At 69.7% G+C, this 17,904-nt stretch carries 17 protein-coding genes and 5 tRNA genes; 7 read left to right on the forward strand and 15 right to left on the reverse strand.

The window, feature by feature from the left end:
* Window positions 1-40: 40 nt before the first annotated feature.
* Window positions 41-1,051 (reverse strand): NAD(P)H-dependent glycerol-3-phosphate dehydrogenase, encoded by a 1,011-nt coding sequence (locus ACZ9QC_RS11460; protein WP_184899790.1) that lies wholly within the window; start codon window positions 1,049-1,051, stop codon window positions 41-43.
* Window positions 1,048-1,863: a lysophospholipid acyltransferase family protein gene (locus tag ACZ9QC_RS11465; RefSeq protein WP_472920065.1), complete on the reverse strand. Its 816-nt coding sequence runs from the start codon at window positions 1,861-1,863 to the stop codon at window positions 1,048-1,050. Before ACZ9QC_RS11465 ends, ACZ9QC_RS11460 begins: the two co-directional genes overlap by 4 nt.
* A gap of 165 nt (window positions 1,864-2,028) precedes the next feature.
* Here ACZ9QC_RS11465 and cofC point away from each other — a divergent pair, with 165 nt between their 5' ends.
* Together cofC and ACZ9QC_RS11475 are read left to right on the forward strand one after the other, a co-directional pair.
* Window positions 2,029-2,679 carry a 2-phospho-L-lactate guanylyltransferase gene (gene cofC / locus ACZ9QC_RS11470; protein WP_472920066.1) on the forward strand — a complete coding sequence of 217 codons (651 nt, stop codon included), beginning with the start codon at window positions 2,029-2,031 and terminating at the stop codon, window positions 2,677-2,679.
* A 9-nt stretch (window positions 2,680-2,688) separates the two neighbouring features.
* On the forward strand, window positions 2,689-2,892 hold the full coding sequence (locus ACZ9QC_RS11475; protein ID WP_467335383.1) for a hypothetical protein: 204 nt from the start codon (window positions 2,689-2,691) through the stop codon (window positions 2,890-2,892).
* Window positions 2,893-3,096: 204 nt separating this feature from the next.
* Here the strand turns inward: ACZ9QC_RS11475 and ACZ9QC_RS11480 are convergent, their stop codons facing one another.
* The 4 genes from ACZ9QC_RS11480 to leuC form a co-directional block, all read right to left on the reverse strand.
* Window positions 3,097-3,750: an HU family DNA-binding protein gene (locus tag ACZ9QC_RS11480; protein ID WP_472920067.1), complete on the reverse strand. Its 654-nt coding sequence runs from the start codon at window positions 3,748-3,750 to the stop codon at window positions 3,097-3,099.
* Between the two features lie 139 nt (window positions 3,751-3,889).
* Entirely contained in the window at window positions 3,890-4,120 is a 231-nt protein-coding gene (locus tag ACZ9QC_RS11485) for an SCO5555 family protein (RefSeq protein WP_472920068.1), read from the reverse strand.
* A 287-nt stretch (window positions 4,121-4,407) separates the two neighbouring features.
* The gene (gene leuD, locus ACZ9QC_RS11490; protein WP_184899779.1) at window positions 4,408-5,001 is read right to left on the reverse strand and encodes a 3-isopropylmalate dehydratase small subunit; all 594 of its coding nucleotides are present in this window, start codon (window positions 4,999-5,001) and stop codon (window positions 4,408-4,410) included.
* 6 nt (window positions 5,002-5,007) lie between these two features.
* Window positions 5,008-6,438 carry a 3-isopropylmalate dehydratase large subunit gene (leuC, locus tag ACZ9QC_RS11495; protein WP_472920069.1) on the reverse strand — a complete coding sequence of 477 codons (1,431 nt, stop codon included), beginning with the start codon at window positions 6,436-6,438 and terminating at the stop codon, window positions 5,008-5,010.
* Between the two features lie 198 nt (window positions 6,439-6,636).
* On the opposite strand from leuC, the gene ndgR reads away from it, so the two are divergent.
* Window positions 6,637-7,353 (forward strand): IclR family transcriptional regulator NdgR, encoded by a 717-nt coding sequence (gene ndgR, locus ACZ9QC_RS11500; RefSeq protein WP_020270051.1) that lies wholly within the window; start codon window positions 6,637-6,639, stop codon window positions 7,351-7,353.
* Window positions 7,354-7,520: 167 nt separating this feature from the next.
* Here the strand turns inward: ndgR and ACZ9QC_RS11505 are convergent.
* The 9 genes from ACZ9QC_RS11505 to ACZ9QC_RS11545 form a co-directional block, all read right to left on the reverse strand.
* Window positions 7,521-7,593 (reverse strand) — tRNA-Glu (locus ACZ9QC_RS11505).
* Between the two features lie 44 nt (window positions 7,594-7,637).
* Window positions 7,638-7,709, reverse strand: a tRNA-Gln gene (locus tag ACZ9QC_RS11510).
* A 20-nt stretch (window positions 7,710-7,729) separates the two neighbouring features.
* A tRNA-Glu gene (locus tag ACZ9QC_RS11515) sits at window positions 7,730-7,802 on the reverse strand.
* Between the two features lie 62 nt (window positions 7,803-7,864).
* Window positions 7,865-7,937, reverse strand: a tRNA-Glu gene (locus ACZ9QC_RS11520).
* A 40-nt stretch (window positions 7,938-7,977) separates the two neighbouring features.
* Window positions 7,978-8,049 (reverse strand) — tRNA-Gln (locus ACZ9QC_RS11525).
* Between the two features lie 90 nt (window positions 8,050-8,139).
* Window positions 8,140-8,871, reverse strand: a complete 732-nt coding sequence (locus ACZ9QC_RS11530; RefSeq protein ID WP_472920070.1) for an HAD family hydrolase — start codon at window positions 8,869-8,871, stop codon at window positions 8,140-8,142.
* Window positions 8,872-8,997: 126 nt separating this feature from the next.
* On the reverse strand, window positions 8,998-10,473 hold the full coding sequence (gene gltX, locus ACZ9QC_RS11535) for a glutamate--tRNA ligase (RefSeq protein ID WP_467299566.1): 1,476 nt from the start codon (window positions 10,471-10,473) through the stop codon (window positions 8,998-9,000).
* Complete coding sequence (locus tag ACZ9QC_RS11540; RefSeq protein ID WP_472920071.1) at window positions 10,466-11,242, reverse strand: fumarylacetoacetate hydrolase family protein; 777 nt, start codon at window positions 11,240-11,242, stop codon at window positions 10,466-10,468. The genes gltX and ACZ9QC_RS11540 overlap by 8 nt, the downstream gene beginning before the upstream one ends.
* Before the next feature lie 217 nt (window positions 11,243-11,459).
* Window positions 11,460-11,639 carry a hypothetical protein gene (locus tag ACZ9QC_RS11545; RefSeq protein ID WP_184899770.1) on the reverse strand — a complete coding sequence of 60 codons (180 nt, stop codon included), beginning with the start codon at window positions 11,637-11,639 and terminating at the stop codon, window positions 11,460-11,462.
* A 604-nt stretch (window positions 11,640-12,243) separates the two neighbouring features.
* Here ACZ9QC_RS11545 and ACZ9QC_RS11550 point away from each other — a divergent pair.
* The 4 genes from ACZ9QC_RS11550 to ACZ9QC_RS11565 all read left to right on the forward strand — a co-directional run bounded on the left by ACZ9QC_RS11550 (window position 12,244) and on the right by ACZ9QC_RS11565 (window position 17,584).
* Window positions 12,244-16,095 (forward strand): sensor histidine kinase, encoded by a 3,852-nt coding sequence (locus ACZ9QC_RS11550; protein ID WP_472920072.1) that lies wholly within the window; start codon window positions 12,244-12,246, stop codon window positions 16,093-16,095.
* A gap of 9 nt (window positions 16,096-16,104) precedes the next feature.
* Window positions 16,105-16,518, forward strand: coding sequence for a roadblock/LC7 domain-containing protein (locus ACZ9QC_RS11555; RefSeq protein ID WP_005479910.1), 414 nt, complete (start codon window positions 16,105-16,107; stop codon window positions 16,516-16,518).
* Window positions 16,519-16,629: 111 nt separating this feature from the next.
* Window positions 16,630-17,028 carry a DUF742 domain-containing protein gene (locus ACZ9QC_RS11560; protein ID WP_009314205.1) on the forward strand — a complete coding sequence of 133 codons (399 nt, stop codon included), beginning with the start codon at window positions 16,630-16,632 and terminating at the stop codon, window positions 17,026-17,028.
* Window positions 17,009-17,584 carry an ATP/GTP-binding protein gene (locus tag ACZ9QC_RS11565; protein ID WP_184899766.1) on the forward strand — a complete coding sequence of 192 codons (576 nt, stop codon included), beginning with the start codon at window positions 17,009-17,011 and terminating at the stop codon, window positions 17,582-17,584. The genes ACZ9QC_RS11560 and ACZ9QC_RS11565 overlap by 20 nt, the downstream gene beginning before the upstream one ends.
* Window positions 17,585-17,904 lie beyond the last annotated feature (320 nt).

Here is a 17,904-nt window from a genome sequence, read left to right on the forward strand (position 1 = left end):
GTGGTAGGGCGCGAGTCAGTGCCCGAACGGTCGCTTTCGCTCAGCGTCGCTCCGGCTTGGCGCTGCGCGACATCATCTCCTTGAGGGCGACGACCGGCGGCTTGCCGTCGTGGACGATGTCGACGACCGTCTCGGTGATGGGCATGTCGACGCCGTGCCGGCGGGCCAAGTCCAGCACGGACTCACAGGACTTGACGCCCTCGGCGGTCTGCTTGGTGACCGCGATGGTCTCCTGGAGGGTCATGCCCTTGCCGAGGTTGGTGCCGAAGGTGTGGTTGCGGGAGAGCGGCGAGGAACAGGTCGCCACCAGATCGCCGAGACCCGCGAGTCCGGAGAAGGTGAGCGGGTCGGCGCCCATCGCGAGACCGAGCCGGGTCGTCTCCGCGAGACCGCGGGTGATGAGCGATCCCTTGGCGTTGTCGCCGAGGCCCATGCCGTCCGCGATGCCGACGGCGAGACCGATGACGTTCTTCACCGCGCCGCCCAGCTCGCAGCCGACGACGTCGGTGTTGGTGTACGGGCGGAAGTACGGCGTGTGGCAGGCGGTCTGGAGCCTCTGGGCGACCGCCTCGTCGGTGCAGGCGACCACGGAGGCGGCCGGCATGCGGGAGGCGATCTCCCGCGCCAGGTTGGGCCCGGAGACCACGGCGACGCGGTCCTGACCCACCTTGGCGACGTCCTCGATCACCTCGCTCATCCGCATGGCGGAACCGAGTTCGACGCCTTTCATCAGCGAGACGAGGACCGTGCCCGGGGCCAGCAGGGGCACCCATTCGGCGAGGTTGGCGCGCAGGGTCTGGGAGGGGATGGACAGGATCGTGAAATCGGCGTCGGCGGCGGCCTCGGCCGGGTCCGTGGTGGCCCGGACGTTCTGCGGGAGTTCCAGGCCCGGCAGGTAGTCGGTGTTGGTCCGAGTGGAGTTGATCGCGTCCGCGACCTCCGGGCGGCGTGCCCACAGGGTGACCTCGCACCCGGCGTCGGCCAGCACCGTACCGAAGGCCGTACCCCATGAACCGGCGCTGAACACGGCCGCCTTGACCGGCTTGCTCACTTGCCCTGCCCCTCTTCCTGATGTTGCTGGGCCCGCTGGACCGGGCTGTGCTGTTGCCGCTTCCCATTGTCGAGCACCGCCCGGGCGCTTCTGCGCCGCTGCTCGATCCGCTCCCGCTTGGGGTCGTACGGCGTCGCGGGGGCCTTCTCGCCGCGGATCTCCTCCAGCTGGTGGGTGATGGCGGCCATGATGACCTCCGTCGCGTCCCTCAGCAGGTCGGGGCTCATCTCCCGGCCGTAGAAGCGCGAGAGGTCGACGGGCGGGCCCGCGAGGACGTGGTGGGTCTTGCGCGGCAGGAGGTTCGGCTTCTTCGCGTACGGCGGCAGCAGTTCGTTGGCGCCCCACTGGGCGACCGGGATCACCGGGCACCTGGTCTGCAGGGCGACCCGCGCCGCGCCGGTCTTGCCGGTCATCGGCCAGCCGTCCGGGTCGCGGGTGAGGGTGCCCTCGGGGTAGAAGGCGACGCACTCGCCGCGCTCCACGGCGTCGATCGCGGCCCGGAACGCGCTCAGCGCGTCGGTGCTCTCGCGGTAGACGGGGATCTGACCGGTGCCGCGCATGACGGCGCCGATGAATCCCTTGCCGAAGAGACCGCTCTTCGCGAGAAATCGCGGAACCCGGCCGCTGTTGTACTGATAATGGGCGTACGCAAAGGGATCGACATGCGAATTGTGGTTCACGGCAGTGATAAATCCACCCTCGGCCGGAATGTTCTCCATTCCACGCCAGTCCCGCTTGATCAGCACCACCAGGGGTGGTTTGGCGATCACCGCGGCGAGGCGGTACCAGAAGCCGATTCTCCGGCGGGGCACGCGGACACCTTCCTCTAGGACTTCCCAGGGCCTGCTCCGGGCGCCCGGAGCCGCACAAGTGTCGCCCCGGGCTGCCGGTCTGTCGAGAACACCGTACGCCCCGCCCTGCGGCCGTCCATTGCGCCCAGGTGACAATGGCCGCGACAAGAGAGGGACGGAACGCACGTGCAGTGGACCCTGGTCGTACCGCTGAAGCCCCTGGCGCGGGCCAAGAGCAGGCTCTCGGACACCGCCGACGACGGGGTGCGCCCCGGTCTGGCCCTCGCCTTCGCGCAGGACACGGTGGCCGCGGCCCTGACCGCCGCGGCGGTCCGGAGTGTGGTGGTGGTCACGGACGACCCGCTGGCCGCGCGCGAGCTGGCGGCCCTGGGCGCACGTACCGTCCCCGAGGATCCGCACGAGGGCTCCGGGGACGGCCTGAACGCCGCTCTGCGGCACGCGGCGGCCGTCGTGCGCGGTATACGCCCGCAAAGCCCCGTGGCGGCGCTGAACGCGGATCTGCCCGCTCTGCGTCCCGGGGAATTGACCCGCGTACTGAACGCGGCCGCCGAATTCCCCCGCGCTTTCCTCCCCGACGCCGCCGGCACCGGTACGACCCTGCTCGCCGCGGCTCCCGGCCATGACCTCTCCCCCGCCTTCGGCCCCGACTCCCGTCGGCGTCACCGCCGCTCCGGCGCCATGGAGCTCGCCCTCGCCGACGTCGACTCCGTGCGCCAGGACGTCGACACCGGGGACGACCTGCGCGCCGCCCTCGGCCTCGGCGTGGGCCCCCGTACGGCCGCGGCGGCCGCGCGCCTGCTGATCCCCGGCCAGTAGGCTGCGGCCATGCAGGCCACCGCGTACACCTACGACCCCGCCACCCGCAGCGGCCAGGTCCTTCTCGACGACGGCACCCCGCTCCCCTTCGACGCCCCGGCCTTCGACGCGGGCGCCCTGCGCCTGCTGCGCCCGGGCCAGCGGGTCAGGATCGAGACGGAGGGCGAGGCGGAGAGCCTGCGCATCACCTTGATCACCTTGCAGACCTTCTGAACAAGACTCGCACCAAGGCCGCGCCCGAAAAGGGCGCGGGGAACTGCGCGAGCAACCACGCACAAGCCGCATCCGCCCGCGAGCAAGTCCCCCACGGCGAACAGGCACCCCTGCCCTGCTCCCTGCCCTGCCCAGAAACACGCCGCGGGCCGGGCTCCCCATTCAGGAACCCGGCCCGGCGCGTGTGTGTGAGTACCCGGCGCCCTAGGCCTGACGCGCGGCCGTCTTCTTCGCGGTCGTCTTGCGAGCCGTCGACTTCTTGGCCGGCGCCTTCTTCGCGGTGGCCTTCTTGGCCGGGGCCTTCTTCGCCGCGGTCTTCTTCGCCGCCGCCGTCGTCGTCTTGGCGGTCGTCTTCTTCGCCGCCGCCGTCTTCGTGGTGGCCTTCTTGGCGGTCGTCTTCTTCGCCGCGGTCTTCTTCGCGGCGGCCGTCGTCTTCTTGGCGGCGGCCGTGGTCTTGCGGGCGGTGGTCTTCTTCGCGGCGGTCTTCTTCGCCGCCGCCTTCTTGACCGTCGCCGAAGCCCCACCGCTCAGGCTGCCCTTGGGCGCCTTCTTGACCGCGACCTCGCCACCACGGGGAAGCTTCTTCGACCCGCTCACCAGGTCCTTGAAGCCCTGACCCGCGCGGAAACGCGGCACGGAGGTCTTCTTGACCCGAACCCGCTCACCCGTCTGCGGGTTGCGGGCGTAACGGGCAGGCCGGTCGACCTTCTCGAACGAACCGAAGCCGGTGACCGACACCCGGTCCCCGCCGACGACCGCGCGGACGATGGCGTCCAGAACAGCGTCGACCGCGTCGGCGGCCTGCTGACGCCCGCCGACCTTGTCCGCAATCGCTTCTACGAGCTGCGCCTTGTTCACGTCTTCCCCTTCGGAGACATCGCCCGAACGATAGTGTTCAAGCTTTTTCGCACGTTAGGCAGATATATACCGCAAATCAAACACGAAACGGGCTTATCACCCTTGTGCCGCAACGAACTCGGACGGTCATGGAGTTCCTTCAGCGTTCCTCCGCGGGCATTCGCCCCTCGTCGAGGTCCGTCGTGAAGCTCTCCAGACGCCTTGCCGCGTCGGCGAGATCGTGCTTGGCCACGGCCGTAATGACCAGCAGCTTCCGGGTCAGCGCCATGCGTACGCCCTCCGGGACTTGCAGTGCGCGCACTCTTGTGTGCGCTTCCTTGAGTTGGCTCGCGACCGCCGCATAGAGCTCGAGTTGGCCGTCGTGTTCCATGCACAGATTGTGCCATCTGGGGCGAGTTGTCGCCTGCGCAGGGGGCAACTGCCGTCTCCCCGGGGCCCTTGGAGCACCCCGGGCTGATGCCACACCATGATGCGCGTACCCCGACAATCACCTTTGTAACTAGGGGAGTTGAAACCTTTCTGCACATGACTTCGAAGGTGCCCGGACCCGGACATGGAGATACCCCCAACCGTGCACGATTGGGGGTACCTGGGGGTGTCGCGGTGGCTGGAATCCGCCTTGCGCGGCCCGCTCGAGGGGTGGGTCCGCGCGGTGGATCAGACCTTCAGCGTCCTCGGCTTGTACGACGGGCGCTTGGCCTCGTACGCGGCGATGTCGGCCTCGTTCTGGAGGGTGATGGAGATGTCGTCGAGCCCGTTCAGCAGCCGCCAGCGGGAGTTCTCGTCCAGCTCGAAGGAGGCGGTGATGCCCTCGGCGCGCACCTCGCGGGCCTCCAGGTCGACGGTGATCTCGGCCTCGGGGTCGTTCTCCGTGAGCTGCTGCAGCGCGTCCACGATCTTCTGCTCCAGAACGACCGTGAGCAGGCCGTTCTTGAGCGAGTTGCCGCGGAAGATGTCAGCGAAGCGGGAGGAGATGACGGCCTTGAAGCCGTAGTTCTGCAACGCCCACACCGCGTGCTCACGGGAGGAACCGGTGCCGAAGTCGGGGCCGGCGACCAGGACGGTGGCGCCGCGCCGCTCGGGCTGGTTGAGGATGAACGTCTCGTCCTTGCGCCAGGCCTCGAACAGCCCGTCCTCGAAGCCGTCCCTGGTCACCTTCTTGAGCCAGTGGGCGGGGATGATCTGGTCGGTGTCGACGTTGCTGCGGCGCAGCGGGACGGCCCGGCCGGTGTGCGTGGTGAATGCTTCCATGGCTGTTCAGACTCCAGCGGGCGCGGGGGTGTCGACGTCGGTCAGGTCGGCGGGGGACGCCAGGTGCCCCAGGACTGCGGTCGCGGCGGCGACCTGCGGCGAGACCAGGTGGGTACGGCCGCCCTTGCCCTGCCTGCCCTCGAAGTTGCGGTTGGAGGTGGACGCGGAGCGCTCACCGGGGGCCAGCTGGTCGGGGTTCATGCCCAGACACATCGAGCAGCCCGCGTGCCGCCACTCGGCGCCGGCCTCCTTGAAGACCACGTCCAGGCCCTCGGAGACGGCCTGCAGACCGACCCGTGCGGAGCCGGGGACGACCAGCATCCGTACGCCGTCGGCGACTTTGCGGCCCTTGACCAGCTCGGCGGCGGCGCGCAGGTCCTCGATGCGGCCGTTGGTGCACGAACCTACGAAGACGGTGTCCACCTTGATGGAGCGCAGCGGCTGGCCGGCCTCCAACCCCATGTATTCCAGGGCCTTTTCGGCGGCGAGGCGCTCCGAAGCGTCCTCGTACGAAGCCGGGTCGGGGACGGACGCCGAAAGCGGCGCGCCCTGGCCGGGGTTGGTGCCCCAGGTGACGAACGGCGACAGGGAGGCGGCGTCGATGATCACCTCGGCGTCGAACTCGGCGTCCTCGTCCGTCTTCAGCGTCTTCCAGTACGCGACGGCCGCGTCCCAGTCCTCGCCCTCGGGGGCGTGCGGACGGCCCTTGAGGTAGTCGAAGGTGGTCTGGTCGGGGGCGATCATGCCCGCGCGGGCGCCGGCCTCGATCGACATGTTGCAGATGGTCATGCGGGCCTCCATCGAGAGCTTCTCGATGGCGGGGCCCCGGTACTCCAGGACATAGCCCTGGCCGCCGCCCGTACCGATCTTGGCGATGATCGCCAGGATCAGGTCCTTGGCGGTGACGCCCTCGGCCAGCTCGCCCTCGACCGTGATCGCCATGGTCTTGGGGCGGACCAGCGGCAGCGTCTGCGTGGCCAGCACGTGCTCCACCTGGGAGGTGCCGATACCGAACGCCAGACCGCCGAAGGCACCGTGCGTCGAGGTGTGGGAGTCACCGCAGACGACCGTCATACCGGGCTGGGTCAGACCCAGCTGCGGGCCGACGACGTGCACGACGCCCTGCTCGACGTCGCCCAGCGGGTGCAGACGCACACCGAACTCGGCGGCGTTCGCGCGCAGCGTCTCCAGCTGGACGCGGGAGACCGGGTCCGCGATGGGCTTGTCGATGTCGAGGGTGGGAGTGTTGTGGTCCTCGGTCGCGATGGTCAGGTCGAGCCGGCGAACCTTCCGCCCGCTCTTGCGGAGACCGTCGAAGGCCTGGGGGCTGGTCACCTCGTGCAGCAGGTGCAAGTCGATGAAGAGGAGGTCGGGCTCGCCCTCGGCGCGCCGGACGACATGGTCGTCCCAGACCTTCTCCGCGAGTGTCCTACCCATCGCTTTCCCTCCGGCCGACGCGCCAGCGCGCCGGCCCAACTAGAGATATCGGAGGTGGCGAGCGCGCGTATCCCCTCGTGGCGCGCGCCGGCCGCCGGGCTCGTCGGTCCGCGAGCCGTTGTTGTTCTGCTTCCAGAGTGGCAAGGTCCACGCGAAATTGAACTTGCGTTTCACAGAGTGAGACGCGAGTATCGTTGCATGGACAACAGTAGCGGCGTCGGCGTTCTGGACAAGGCGGCCCTGGTCCTGAGCGCTCTGGAGTCCGGTCCGGCCACCCTCGCGGGTCTGGTCGGCGCCACCGGACTCGCACGGCCCACGGCCCACCGCCTGGCCGTGGCTCTGGAACACCACCGCATGGTGGCACGCGACATGCAGGGCCGTTTCATCCTCGGTCCCAGGCTGGCCGAGCTGGCCGCGGCCGCCGGCGAGGACCGCCTCCTCGCGACGGCGGGCCCGGTGCTCACCCATCTACGGGACGTGACGGGCGAGAGCGCGCAGCTCTACCGCCGCCAGGGCGACATGCGCATCTGCGTCGCCGCGGCGGAGCGCCTGTCCGGCCTGCGGGACACGGTCCCGGTCGGTTCGACCCTGACGATGAAGGCCGGCTCCTCGGCGCAGATCCTGATGGCCTGGGAGGAGCCCGAGCGCCTGCACCGCGGCCTCCAGGGCGCCCGCTTCACCGCCACCGCCCTCTCGGGCGTACGGCGCCGGGGCTGGGCCCAGTCCATCGGCGAGCGCGAGCCGGGCGTGGCCTCGGTCTCCGCCCCCGTGCGCGGGCCGTCGAACCGCGTGGTCGCCGCGGTCTCCGTCTCCGGTCCCATCGAGCGTCTCACCCGCCACCCCGGCCGTATGCACGCCCAGGCGGTGATCGACGCCGCGGGTCGCCTCTCGGAGGCCCTGCGCCGCACAGGCTGATCCCTCGAAGCTCCCGCACGACCACGAAGAAGGCCTGCCTCAACGCCGCGGCAGGCCTTTTCTCGTACCGTCGACCCCTGGGCCGCCGACGTCGAACTCCTGGGCCGGTACAGCGAGTTGACGCACGACGAAGGCCCCCCACCGAAGTGGAGGGCCTTCGTGAAACGTACCCCCGACCGGATTCGAACCGGCGCTACCGCCTTGAGAGGGCGGCGTGCTAGGCCGCTACACAACGGGGGCGTGGATCCTGCAAGCGTTGAGTAATACACCGCCGCAGGTCCGAGCTGGTCTACCTGGACTCGAACCAAGACTAACTGAACCAGAATCAGTCGTGCTGCCAATTACACCATAGACCAATGTGGTTTAGACCAGTCAGTACCCCCGACCGGATTCGAACCGGCGCTACCGCCTTGAGAGGGCGGCGTGCTAGGCCGCTACACAACGGGGGCCCTAGCGATCCTGCATCGAGGTGAGCGGGTGCGACCCGAACTCTCCTCGCGGGAAGGATCTGTACCCCCGACCGGATTCGAACCGGCGCTACTGCCTTGAGAGGGCAGCGTGCTAGGCCGCTACACAACGGGGGCTTCGCGGAGTTGATCTCCGCCTGCAGATGAGCTCTGCGAGCTGGCCTACCTGGACTCGAACCAAGACTAACTGAACCAGAATCAGTCGTGCTGCCAATTACACCATAGGCCACTGGAACGCAAGCCCCTGAGGGGATCTTGTTCTAGTTCGCTCCGTCGGTTCCGGCCTTTCGGCCCGCTCTCCGGCGGCGCAGAAAGAACATTACCCGAAGGTGGACGGCGCTCCAAAACGGGTATCCGAGCCGAGGATCGCGGGGAGTTCGGCGAGGGTGGCGATCCGGTGCGGCCCGACGGGCGGGTCGACGGTCGCGTAGAGACCGCCGCGGTCGATCCAGACGGACAGCAGACCGGCGTCGGCGGCGCCCCGGCCGTCGATCTCCGGGTGGTCGCCGACGTACGCGACCTCGTGCGGAGGCAGTTCCAGGGCCTCGCAGGCGACGTGGAAGGCCTCGGCGGCCGGCTTGTGGACCCCCAGTTGCTCGGCGCACAGCACCGTCTCGAAACGGTCCCACACCCCGAGGGTGCGCAGCTTGCGTTCCTGGACGGGCAGGCTGGAGTTGGAGAGCACCGCGTGCCGGTGGCTGGCGGCGAGGGCGTCGAGCACGGGCAGGACGTCCGGGAAGAGCGACCAGGCCCGCTCGTAGTGCGCGACGTAGCGCTCGAACCAGGCGTCGGCCTCCGCGTCCGTCAGGGGCCGGCCCTGGAAGTCGCGTACCCGGTCGCGGCGGGTGGACTCCCAGTCGCCCTCGCCCGCCGCGTACCGCCGCCAGTGCAGGCTGGTGAGGTCGCGCCAGCGGGTGAGGGCCTCATCGACCGACTCGTGCCCGGGCAGCAGGCCCTCGGCGGTGAGGTGGTCCCGCATTCCGGCCCGGTCGGCCGCCGTGTAGTCGAAGAGGGTGTCGTCGACGTCCCAGAGCACCGCCTTGATGTCCATGATCCGACGGTAGCCGCAGGCCGGCCGTCCTGTCCGGAGGACGGGACGACAAAGGGCGGCACCCGGTCCTCCGGGTGCCGCCCCTCACCTGCGCCGTTCGTCACACGAGGGCGTCGCGTGCGCGCGTCACGCGGCCAGCCTGGCCAGCGCCGCGTCGATCCTCGCCAGGGTCTTCTCCTTGCCCAGGATCTCCAGGGACTCGAAGAGGGGCAGGCCGACCGTGCGGCCGGTGACGGCGACGCGGACCGGGGCCTGGGCCTTGCCGAGCTTGAGGCCGTGGGCCTCGCCGGCGGCCAGGACGGCCTCCTTCAGGGACTCGGCCGAGGTCCAGTCGGCGGACTCCAGCTTCTCGCGGGCCGTGCGGAGCAGGGCGTCGGAGCCCTCCTTCATGGCCTTGGTCCAGCTGGCCTCGTCCTCGGCCGGCTCCGGCAGGAACAGGAAGTCCACGTTCTCCGTGATCTCCGAGAGGACCTTGAGGCGGGTCTGCGCGTGCGGGGCGATCGCCTCCCACTTGGCCTCGTCGAAGTCCTCCGGCGCCCAGGGGGCGAAGGGGGCCTTCAGCCAGGGGGCGCAGCGCTCGGTGAACTCCTTCACGTCCAGCAGACGGATGTGGTCGGCGTTGATCGCCTCGGCCTTCTTCAGGTCGAAGCGGGCCGGGTTGGGGTTCACGTCGGCGATGTCGAAGGCGGCGACCATCTCCTCGATCGTGAAGATGTCCTGGTCGGCGGAGAGCGACCAGCCGAGCAGAGAGAGGTAGTTGAGCAGTCCCTCGGGGAGGAAGCCACGCTCGCGGTAGAGGTTGAGCGAGGACTGCGGGTCGCGCTTCGACAGCTTCTTGTTGCCCTCGCCCATCACGTAGGGCAGGTGGCCGAAGGAGGGGACCTCCTTGGCGATGCCCAGCTCGATCAGCGCCTTGTAGAGGGCGATCTGGCGGGGGGTGGAGGAGAGCAGGTCCTCGCCGCGCAGGACGTGGGTGATCTCCATCAGGGCGTCGTCGACCGGGTTGACCAGCGTGTAGAGCGGAGCCCCGTTGGCGCGGACGATGCCGTAGTCCGGCACGTTCTCCGGGGTGAAGGTCAGCTCGCCGCGGACCAGGTCCGTGAAGGTGATCGTCTCGTCGGGCATCCGGAAGCGGACGATCGGCTCACGGCCCTCGGCCTCGTACCGGGCCTTCTGCTCCGGGGTGACCTCGCGGCACTTGCCGTCGTAGCCGGAGGGCTTCCCGGCGGCGCGGGCGGCGTCGCGGCGCTCCTCCAGCTCGGAGGCGGTGCAGTAGCAGTAGTAGGCATGGCCGGCGTCCTTGAGCTTCTCGGCCACCTCCCGGTACGTCTCCATGCGCTGCGACTGGCGGTACGGCGCGTGCGGGCCGCCGATCTCGGGGCCCTCGTCCCAGGTGAAGCCCAGCCAGCGCAGGGAGTCCAGGAGCTGCTCGTAGGACTCCTCGGAGTCGCGGGCCGCGTCGGTGTCCTCGATGCGGAAGACGAACGTGCCGCCGGTGTGGCGGGCGAACGCCCAGTTGAACAGGGCCGTGCGGACCAGGCCCACATGGGGGTTGCCGGTCGGGGACGGACAGAAACGTACGCGGACGGAGCCGTTAGCCACGCTTGATCACCTTGTTGGTGAGAGTGCCGATGCCTTCGATGGTGACGGCGACCTCGTCGCCGACGTTGAGGGGGCCGACCCCTGCCGGGGTGCCCGTGAGGATCACGTCGCCGGGGAGCAGCGTCATGGCCTCGGTGATGTTGACGATCAGGTCCTCGATGGAGTTGATCATCTCGCTCGTCCGGCCGAGCTGGCGCTGCCCGCCGTTGACGGTGAGCTGGATGGTCAGGTCGCTCGGGTCGAGGTCGGTCTCCACCCAGGGGCCCAGCGGGCAGGAGGTGTCGAAGCCCTTGGCCCGGGCCCACTGCTTCTCGCGCTTCTGGACGTCACGGGCGGTGATGTCGTTGGCGCAGGTGTAGCCGAAGATCACGTCCTTGACGCGTTCGCGCGGCACCTCGCGGCACATCCGGCCGATGACGACGGCCAGCTCGGCCTCGTGGTGGAGGTCCTCGGAGAAGGACGGGTACTGGATCTCGTCGCCGGGGCCGATCACCGAAGTGGCGGGCTTGAAGAAGGCGAACGGGGCGTCGGGAACCTCGTTGCCCAGCTCGCGGACGTGCTCGGCGTAGTTGCGGCCGAAGGCCACGACCTTGTTGGGGAGCACCGGCGGCAGCAGCCTGACCTTGTTGACCGGGACCTTCGTCCCGGAGAGCTCGAAGTCCGCGAACGGAATGCCCTTGATGATGTCGAGGACGAGCTCGTCCGGCTTGTCGCCCTCGACCGCGCCGAAGGCTACGTTCCCGTCGATGGAGAACCTGGCGATGCGCACGGGATGCTTGCGCCCCTTAACTGAGCTGGCTGGAGTCTGACGGTCCAGGCTAACGCGGGGTGAGGTGGCCGCCTCGCGTATTAACCCCGGTACACGCGCGGAAGGGCGCTCGGCACGTGCCGAGCGCCCTTCCGCCGAGCCCTCGCAGGAACCCGCCGATGCTTCACAGGAACCGACTTGAGTGATCGCCGGATTCCGCGCGTACTTGAGCCTGCAACTACTCCGCCGCCTGGACCGGGACCGTCATCAGGACCGTCCGGCGGGGGTTGGCGGTCACGGAGGGGAGGTCGACGGAGTGCTCCTGCTCCGGCGTACGCAGGTCCTCGGCGTCTTCGAGGTGGGCCAGGGTCGTGCGCCGGGGGTTGGCTATCGTGCGGAACATCGTCGTCGTCTTCACTGTTGTCCTGGACCTCGTCGTGTACGGGCGCCGGGCGGGCCGGAAGGGCCGTCCCACAAGCGCGGGTTGTCGGATTCGCCATCCCTGTAAAGCGTCAGGCTAAACATCCGATTCCCAGGCCAAGTCGTGAAGAAGGCATGATCGGCGTGTGAGTTTGCTCACTCAGTCATGGGTAAAACGGGCAATTCAGGCCATCAACTCGACCCCACGAAACAGACATAAGCGACCTGAAGCACGCATTCCGCTCCTGATCATGGCGACTGGGACACCCTGCTCACACCTCTGGATCGCACGGGTATGTCCGTAATAAATGCAAACGCCTTCCACGCCTGGTGACGCAGCCCTCACGTGCTGTAACAGTGAACAGACCGTTACCCATTGGCCTTGTTGGAGATCCGGCACTGTGCTGGAATTCCACGGACCGCCGCCGGATCCGTGCCGGCGCGCAGGGGCGCAAGAACAGCGCCTGGTGGCGGTGGAAGGGGGAGCCAGCGCCGGTCACTCACGACCACCAATTGGGGACGTATTCAGGGCGCCCCCGAAGACGCCGACACCGTCCCGCCGTTCACGCGGTGGGGCGCCTGGTCCAGAGGTTGCGACGCTAGTGCAGGGACGTTTCAAGAGGGATGGCAGCGCTTCGGCGGAGCCGGAGCCACACAACGGAACCGGCAACGGTTCCTCCCCCCAGCACGCCCAGAACCCGGGTCCGGCGGAGATCGGCGACGGCGGGGAGCGCTCAGGGCGCCCCGGCTCGTCAGTTGCTCCCGTGCCGCCCGGGAAGCCCAAGGGCGGCACCAAGACCGGAGCCGGCAGCGGCTCCCGAATAGCCCTGCGCAACTGGCGCATCTCGACCCGTCTCGTGTCGCTGCTCGCGCTCCCCGTGGTGGCGGCGACCTCGCTCGGTGCCCTGCGCATCGGCGACAACGTGGACGACATCCAGCAGCTCGACAACATGCGCCTGCTGACCGACATGACGAAGCAGGCGACCGAACTCGCCGCCGCGCTCCAGCAGGAGCGCGACCTGTCGGCCGGTCCCCTCTCGCACGGGCTGGACGCCGCCGACTTCACCGTCAAGGGCACCCGCGAGAAGACGGACCAGGCCCGTGTCCAGTTCACGGACGCGACCCAGGCCGCCGAGACCGCGAACACCACCGCGAAGATGCCCGGCGTCCGCGACAGCCTCGTCCGGGTGGTGCGCGAGCTCTACAACCTCAGCACCATCCGCAAGAACGCCTACGTGGACCCGAAGAACTCCACGCAGACGGTCGAGGCCTACCACCGACTGATCTCCCAGCTGCTGGAACTGTCCACGGACATGGCCGAGGCCACCAGCAACCCGGACATGATCAAGCGGACCCGTGCCCTGGCGGCCTTCTCCTCCGCGAAGGAGTACGCCTCCATCCAGCGCGCGGTCATCGCGGCGGCGCTCCCCGCCACCGACGACAAGGCCGGCAAGCTCTCCGAGAACGACCGGCTCTACGCGAACTCGGCGCTGTCGAACGAGGAGTCGGACCGCAGCACCTTCTCCGACATCTACGGAGACGGTGCCGAGGAGCTGACCAAGCCGATCGACGACGCGAGCCCCACCATCGAGGCCGCCGACCTCTACGCGGACCGGGTGCTCGCCAGCGCCGGCGGTCTGGGCGGCCAGGACAACCGCTCGTACCGGGACTGGACCGACGACTCGTCGGCCAAGATCGAGCAGATGAAGAAGATCGAGGGCTCGCTCCTCGAGCAGATGGAGCAGACCGCTCGCAACCTGCGCGCCGACGCCGAGCAAGAGGCGATCATCTCCGGTGCGCTCATCCTGCTCGTCCTCGGTGTCTCCCTCGTCGGCGCCTTCGTCGTGGCCCGGTCCATGATCCGCTCGCTGCGGCGGCTGCAGGACACCGCGACCAGGGTCGCCCAGGACCGGCTGCCCGAGCTGGTCAAGCAGCTCTCGGAGTCGGACCCGCAGGACGTCGACACCTCCGTCGAGTCGGTCGGTGTGCACTCCCGGGACGAGATCGGCCAGGTGGCCGCGGCCTTCGACGACGTGCACCGCGAGGCCGTCCGCCTCGCCGCCGAGCAGGCCCTCCTGCGGGGCAACGTCAACGCGATGTTCACCAACCTCTCGCGCCGCTCCCAGGGCCTCATCCAGCGTCAGCTGTCGCTCATCTCCGAACTGGAGTCCCGCGAGGCCGACCCGGACCAGCTGTCCTCCCTCTTCAAGCTCGACCACCTCGCCACCCGCATGCGCCGTAACGGTGAGAACCTCCTCGTCCTCGCCGGTGAGGAGCCCGGCCGCCGCTGGACCCGTCCGGTCCCGCTGGTCGACGTGCTCCGCGCCGCCGCGTCCGAGGTGGAGCAGTACGAGCGCATCGAGCTGGCCTCCGTGCCGACCACCGAAGTGGCCGGCCGCGTGGTCAACGACCTCGTGCACCTGCTCGCCGAGCTGCTCGAGAACGCGACCTCCTTCTCCTCGCCGCAGACCAAGGTCAAGGTCACCGGTCACGCGCTGCCCGACGGCCGTGTGCTGATCGAGATCCACGACACCGGTATCGGCCTCTCCCCCGAGGACCTCGCGGCGATCAACGAGCGGCTCGCCTCGCCGCCCACCGTGGACGTGTCGGTCTCCCGCCGCATGGGTCTGTTCGTGGTCGGTCGTCTGTCGCAGCGCCACGGCATCCGCATCCAGCTGCGCCCGTCCGACTCGGGCGGTACGACCGCGCTCGTCATGCTTCCCGTCGACGTGGCCCAGGGCAACAAGAAGCCCACCCCGGGCAAGCCCGGTCAGGGTGCCCCCTCCACCGGTGGCCCCGCCGCCGCGCAGGCCGCGGCCGGTGCCGCCGCCGCGCGTCGCCAGGCGGGCAACCAGTCGGGTCCGCCGCTCGGCGGCCCCTCCGCCGGTGGTGGGCTCCTGGGCGGAGCGCCGCAGCGTGGGCAGGTCGGCGCGGGCCAGGGTCCGCGGGCCGCGCTGCCCGGCAACCCCAGTGGCCCTGGCGGCTTCGGCAACCCCGGCGCCCCGCGTGGGCCGCAGGGTGGTCCGCCGATGCCCCCGCAGGGCGGCCGGCCGGCTCCGGCGGGCGCCGGTGCCGGTGGGTTCGGCGGCGGTGGGTTCGGCGGCGGTCAGTCGCAGGGTGCCCCGCAGGGACTGCAGGCTGCCGGGACCGGTGGTCCGGGCGGCTTCGAGAGCTTCGACGACTCCGGACGCCAGAGCGGCTTCCCGAACGGCTCGGGCCTGCGCCCGGCCGGCGGTCCCGGTGACACCGGTGCGGGACGGCCGGGCGGGGCCGACAACGGCCCCGGCGCCGTGCCGCCCAAGCAGGGCAAGGAACGTTCCGGCAGGCGCCGCCCGCAGCTGCCCGGCCGCGGTGGCGCACGCGCCGAGCTGCCCGGTGGCAACACCCCGGCGCGGCCGAGCTGGAGCGACGACAACGCGCAGCCGCCTGTGCCGCGCGCCTCGCTGGACGCCCCGCGCGGCCATGAGGAGCAGCCGGACGTCACCGCTCCGATGCCGCGTGTCGACCCCCACCAGGGTCCTGGCCCGTCCAACGACTTCCCGCGTTCGCCGCAGGGCGACTTCGACAGCCGGCGCCCCGGTGCGGGCACCCCGCAGAACGGCACCGGCTCCTACGTCCGCTCCGACGTGTTCGGCGGGGCCGGTGCTCCGCCGGCGCCCACCGGTCCGTCCCGCGGTGCTCCGCAGGACCCGTCCTCCACCGGCCAGTTCGCCACGCAGGGCTACGACGGCTCCGGCACGGGCCAGTTCCCGGCTCCGGGCCGGCAGAACCCGCAGGGCAACGGGCAGTACGGTGCGCCGGGTCGGCAGAACCCGCAGGACACCGGCCAGTTCGAGCGGCCGCAGGTCAACGGTGAGAACTACGGCGCGCCCCGCCCGCCGGTTCCGCCGCAGCGTCCCCCGATGCCCCCGCAGCGTCCCGCGCGTCCGCAGGAGCCGGAGGCACTGCCCCCGGCGACGGGCCCGATGGACGGCCGTACACCGCTGTACGACACGCTGGAGACCAACTGGTTCCACGGTCAGGGCGGCCAGAACGGTCAGAACAGCCAGGGCGGTCAGCAGCAGGGCAACGGTTCCGTGCCTCAGCAGCACACCGCTCCGGCGCCCCAGCGTCCGGCGGCGGCTCCCCAGCGTCCTGCCGCTCCCGCCGCGCCGGCCTCCTCCGGCTGGCGCAGCACTCCCAACGACGACCTGGTCCGCCAGGCCGAACGAGCCCGTCAACCCTCGGCGGGCGGGGTCACCACCTCCGGCCTGCCGCGCCGGGTCCCGCGCGCCAACCTCGTGCCGGGCACGGCTCAGCAGCAACAGCACCAAACCGGTCCGCAGGTCTCGCGTTCGCCTGACGACGTACGCGGCCGGCTGACCAATCTCCGTCGGGGCATCGCGCAGGGTCGACAGGCCGGCAACGGCCAGACCGGTAGCTTCCCGAGCCCCACTCACCAGCAGGAGCGTTAGTTGAGCCAGATGAGCCAAGCGGCACAGAACCTCAACTGGTTGATCACCAACTTCGTGGACAACACCCCCGGGGTGTCCCACACCGTCGTCGTGTCCGCCGACGGTCTTCTTCTGGCGATGTCGGAAGGCTTTCCGCGCGACCGTGCCGATCAGCTCGCGGCCGTCGCCTCCGGACTCACCTCGCTCACGGCCGGGGCGTCCCGGATCTTCGAGGGCGGGGACGTGGCCCAGACGGTGGTCGAGATGGAGCGCGGATTCCTCTTCCTCATGTCCGTCTCCGACGGATCGTCCCTGGCCGTCCTCGCCCACCCCGAGTGCGACATCGGTCTGGTCGGTTACGAGATGGCGCTGCTCGTCGACCGCGCGGGCGCCGTGCTCACGCCCGACCTGCGCGCCGAACTCCAAGGCAGTCTGCTCCACTGACGCCTGCGGATCCACAGAACTCACCACATCACCGTCAGGCCGACACAGTCCCCCCACCGGCCCCCGTCAGACGGCACGACTGACCGACTTGCTGTCCCGCTCGGAGGATCAATGACCCCGCCCACCGCTCCTCACGATCCGTACGCAGAGCCGTACGGAGACGAGGGCGACCAGCCGCTGGTACGGCCGTACGCCATGACCGGTGGCCGGACGCGGCCGCGTTACCAGCTCGCCCTCGAGGCGCTGATCAGCACGACGGCAGACCCCGCGCACCTGATGGGGCTGCTCCCCGAGCACCAGCGGATCTGCCACCTGTGCCACGAGGTGAAGTCGGTGGCCGAGGTGTCGGCCCTGCTGTCCATGCCGCTCGGTGTGGCACGGATCCTGGTCGCGGACCTCGCCGAGGCCGGACTCGTCGCGATCCATCAACCCGGTGGCGACGAGAACGCCGGTGGCGCTCCGGACGTGACTCTGCTGGAAAGGGTGCTCAGTGGACTTCGGAAGCTCTGAAGCGGGACGGGCCACCACCTCCGCGAAGATCGTGGTGGCGGGCGGTTTCGGCGTGGGCAAGACCACGTTCGTCGGGGCCGTCTCGGAGATCAACCCGCTGCGTACCGAGGCCGTGATGACGTCCGCGTCCGCGGGCATCGACGACCTCACCCACACCGGGGACAAGACGACCACCACGGTCGCCATGGACTTCGGCCGTATCACCCTCGACCAGGACCTGATCCTGTACCTCTTCGGCACGCCGGGGCAGGACCGCTTCTGGTTCATGTGGGACGACCTGGTCCGCGGCGCCATCGGTGCCGTGGTGCTGGTCGACACCCGTCGTCTCGCCGACTGTTTCCCGGCCGTCGACTACTTCGAGAACAGCGGCCTGCCCTTCGTCATCGCCCTCAACGGCTTCGACGGGCACCAGCCGTACACACCCGACGAGGTGCGTGAAGCACTGCAGATCGGGCCCGACACCCCGATCCTCACGACGGACGCCCGCCACCGCGCGGACGCCAAGTCGGCCCTGATCACCCTGGTCGAGCACGCGCTCATGGCGCGGCTGCGCTAGGGGGCAGGCGCCGAAGCACCGCGACTGGGCCCAAAACAGGACTCAAGTCCACAACGTCATATGGCAGTTGTCGTAGTTACACCGGAGCCGGCTGTGTCCTTTGACACGGTCGGCCCCGGTGTTCATAACGTTTCGACAGAGAAATAGGGTGGTACGACCACGCGTCGCGGTCGATCGGTGCCGCTGCGCTCACAATGCCCCCGCTTTTTGCCGGGGCTCGCTCTTTATGACCGTTTTATCTGGGACTTACATCACGCGGAATCGTTGCCTCCCAGTGTTTGGAAGTCCTCAGCGTGACGTGCTGGAATGCCTGAACTGCC

The sequence above is a fragment of the Streptomyces sp. HUAS MS02 genome, from assembly GCF_055702265.1.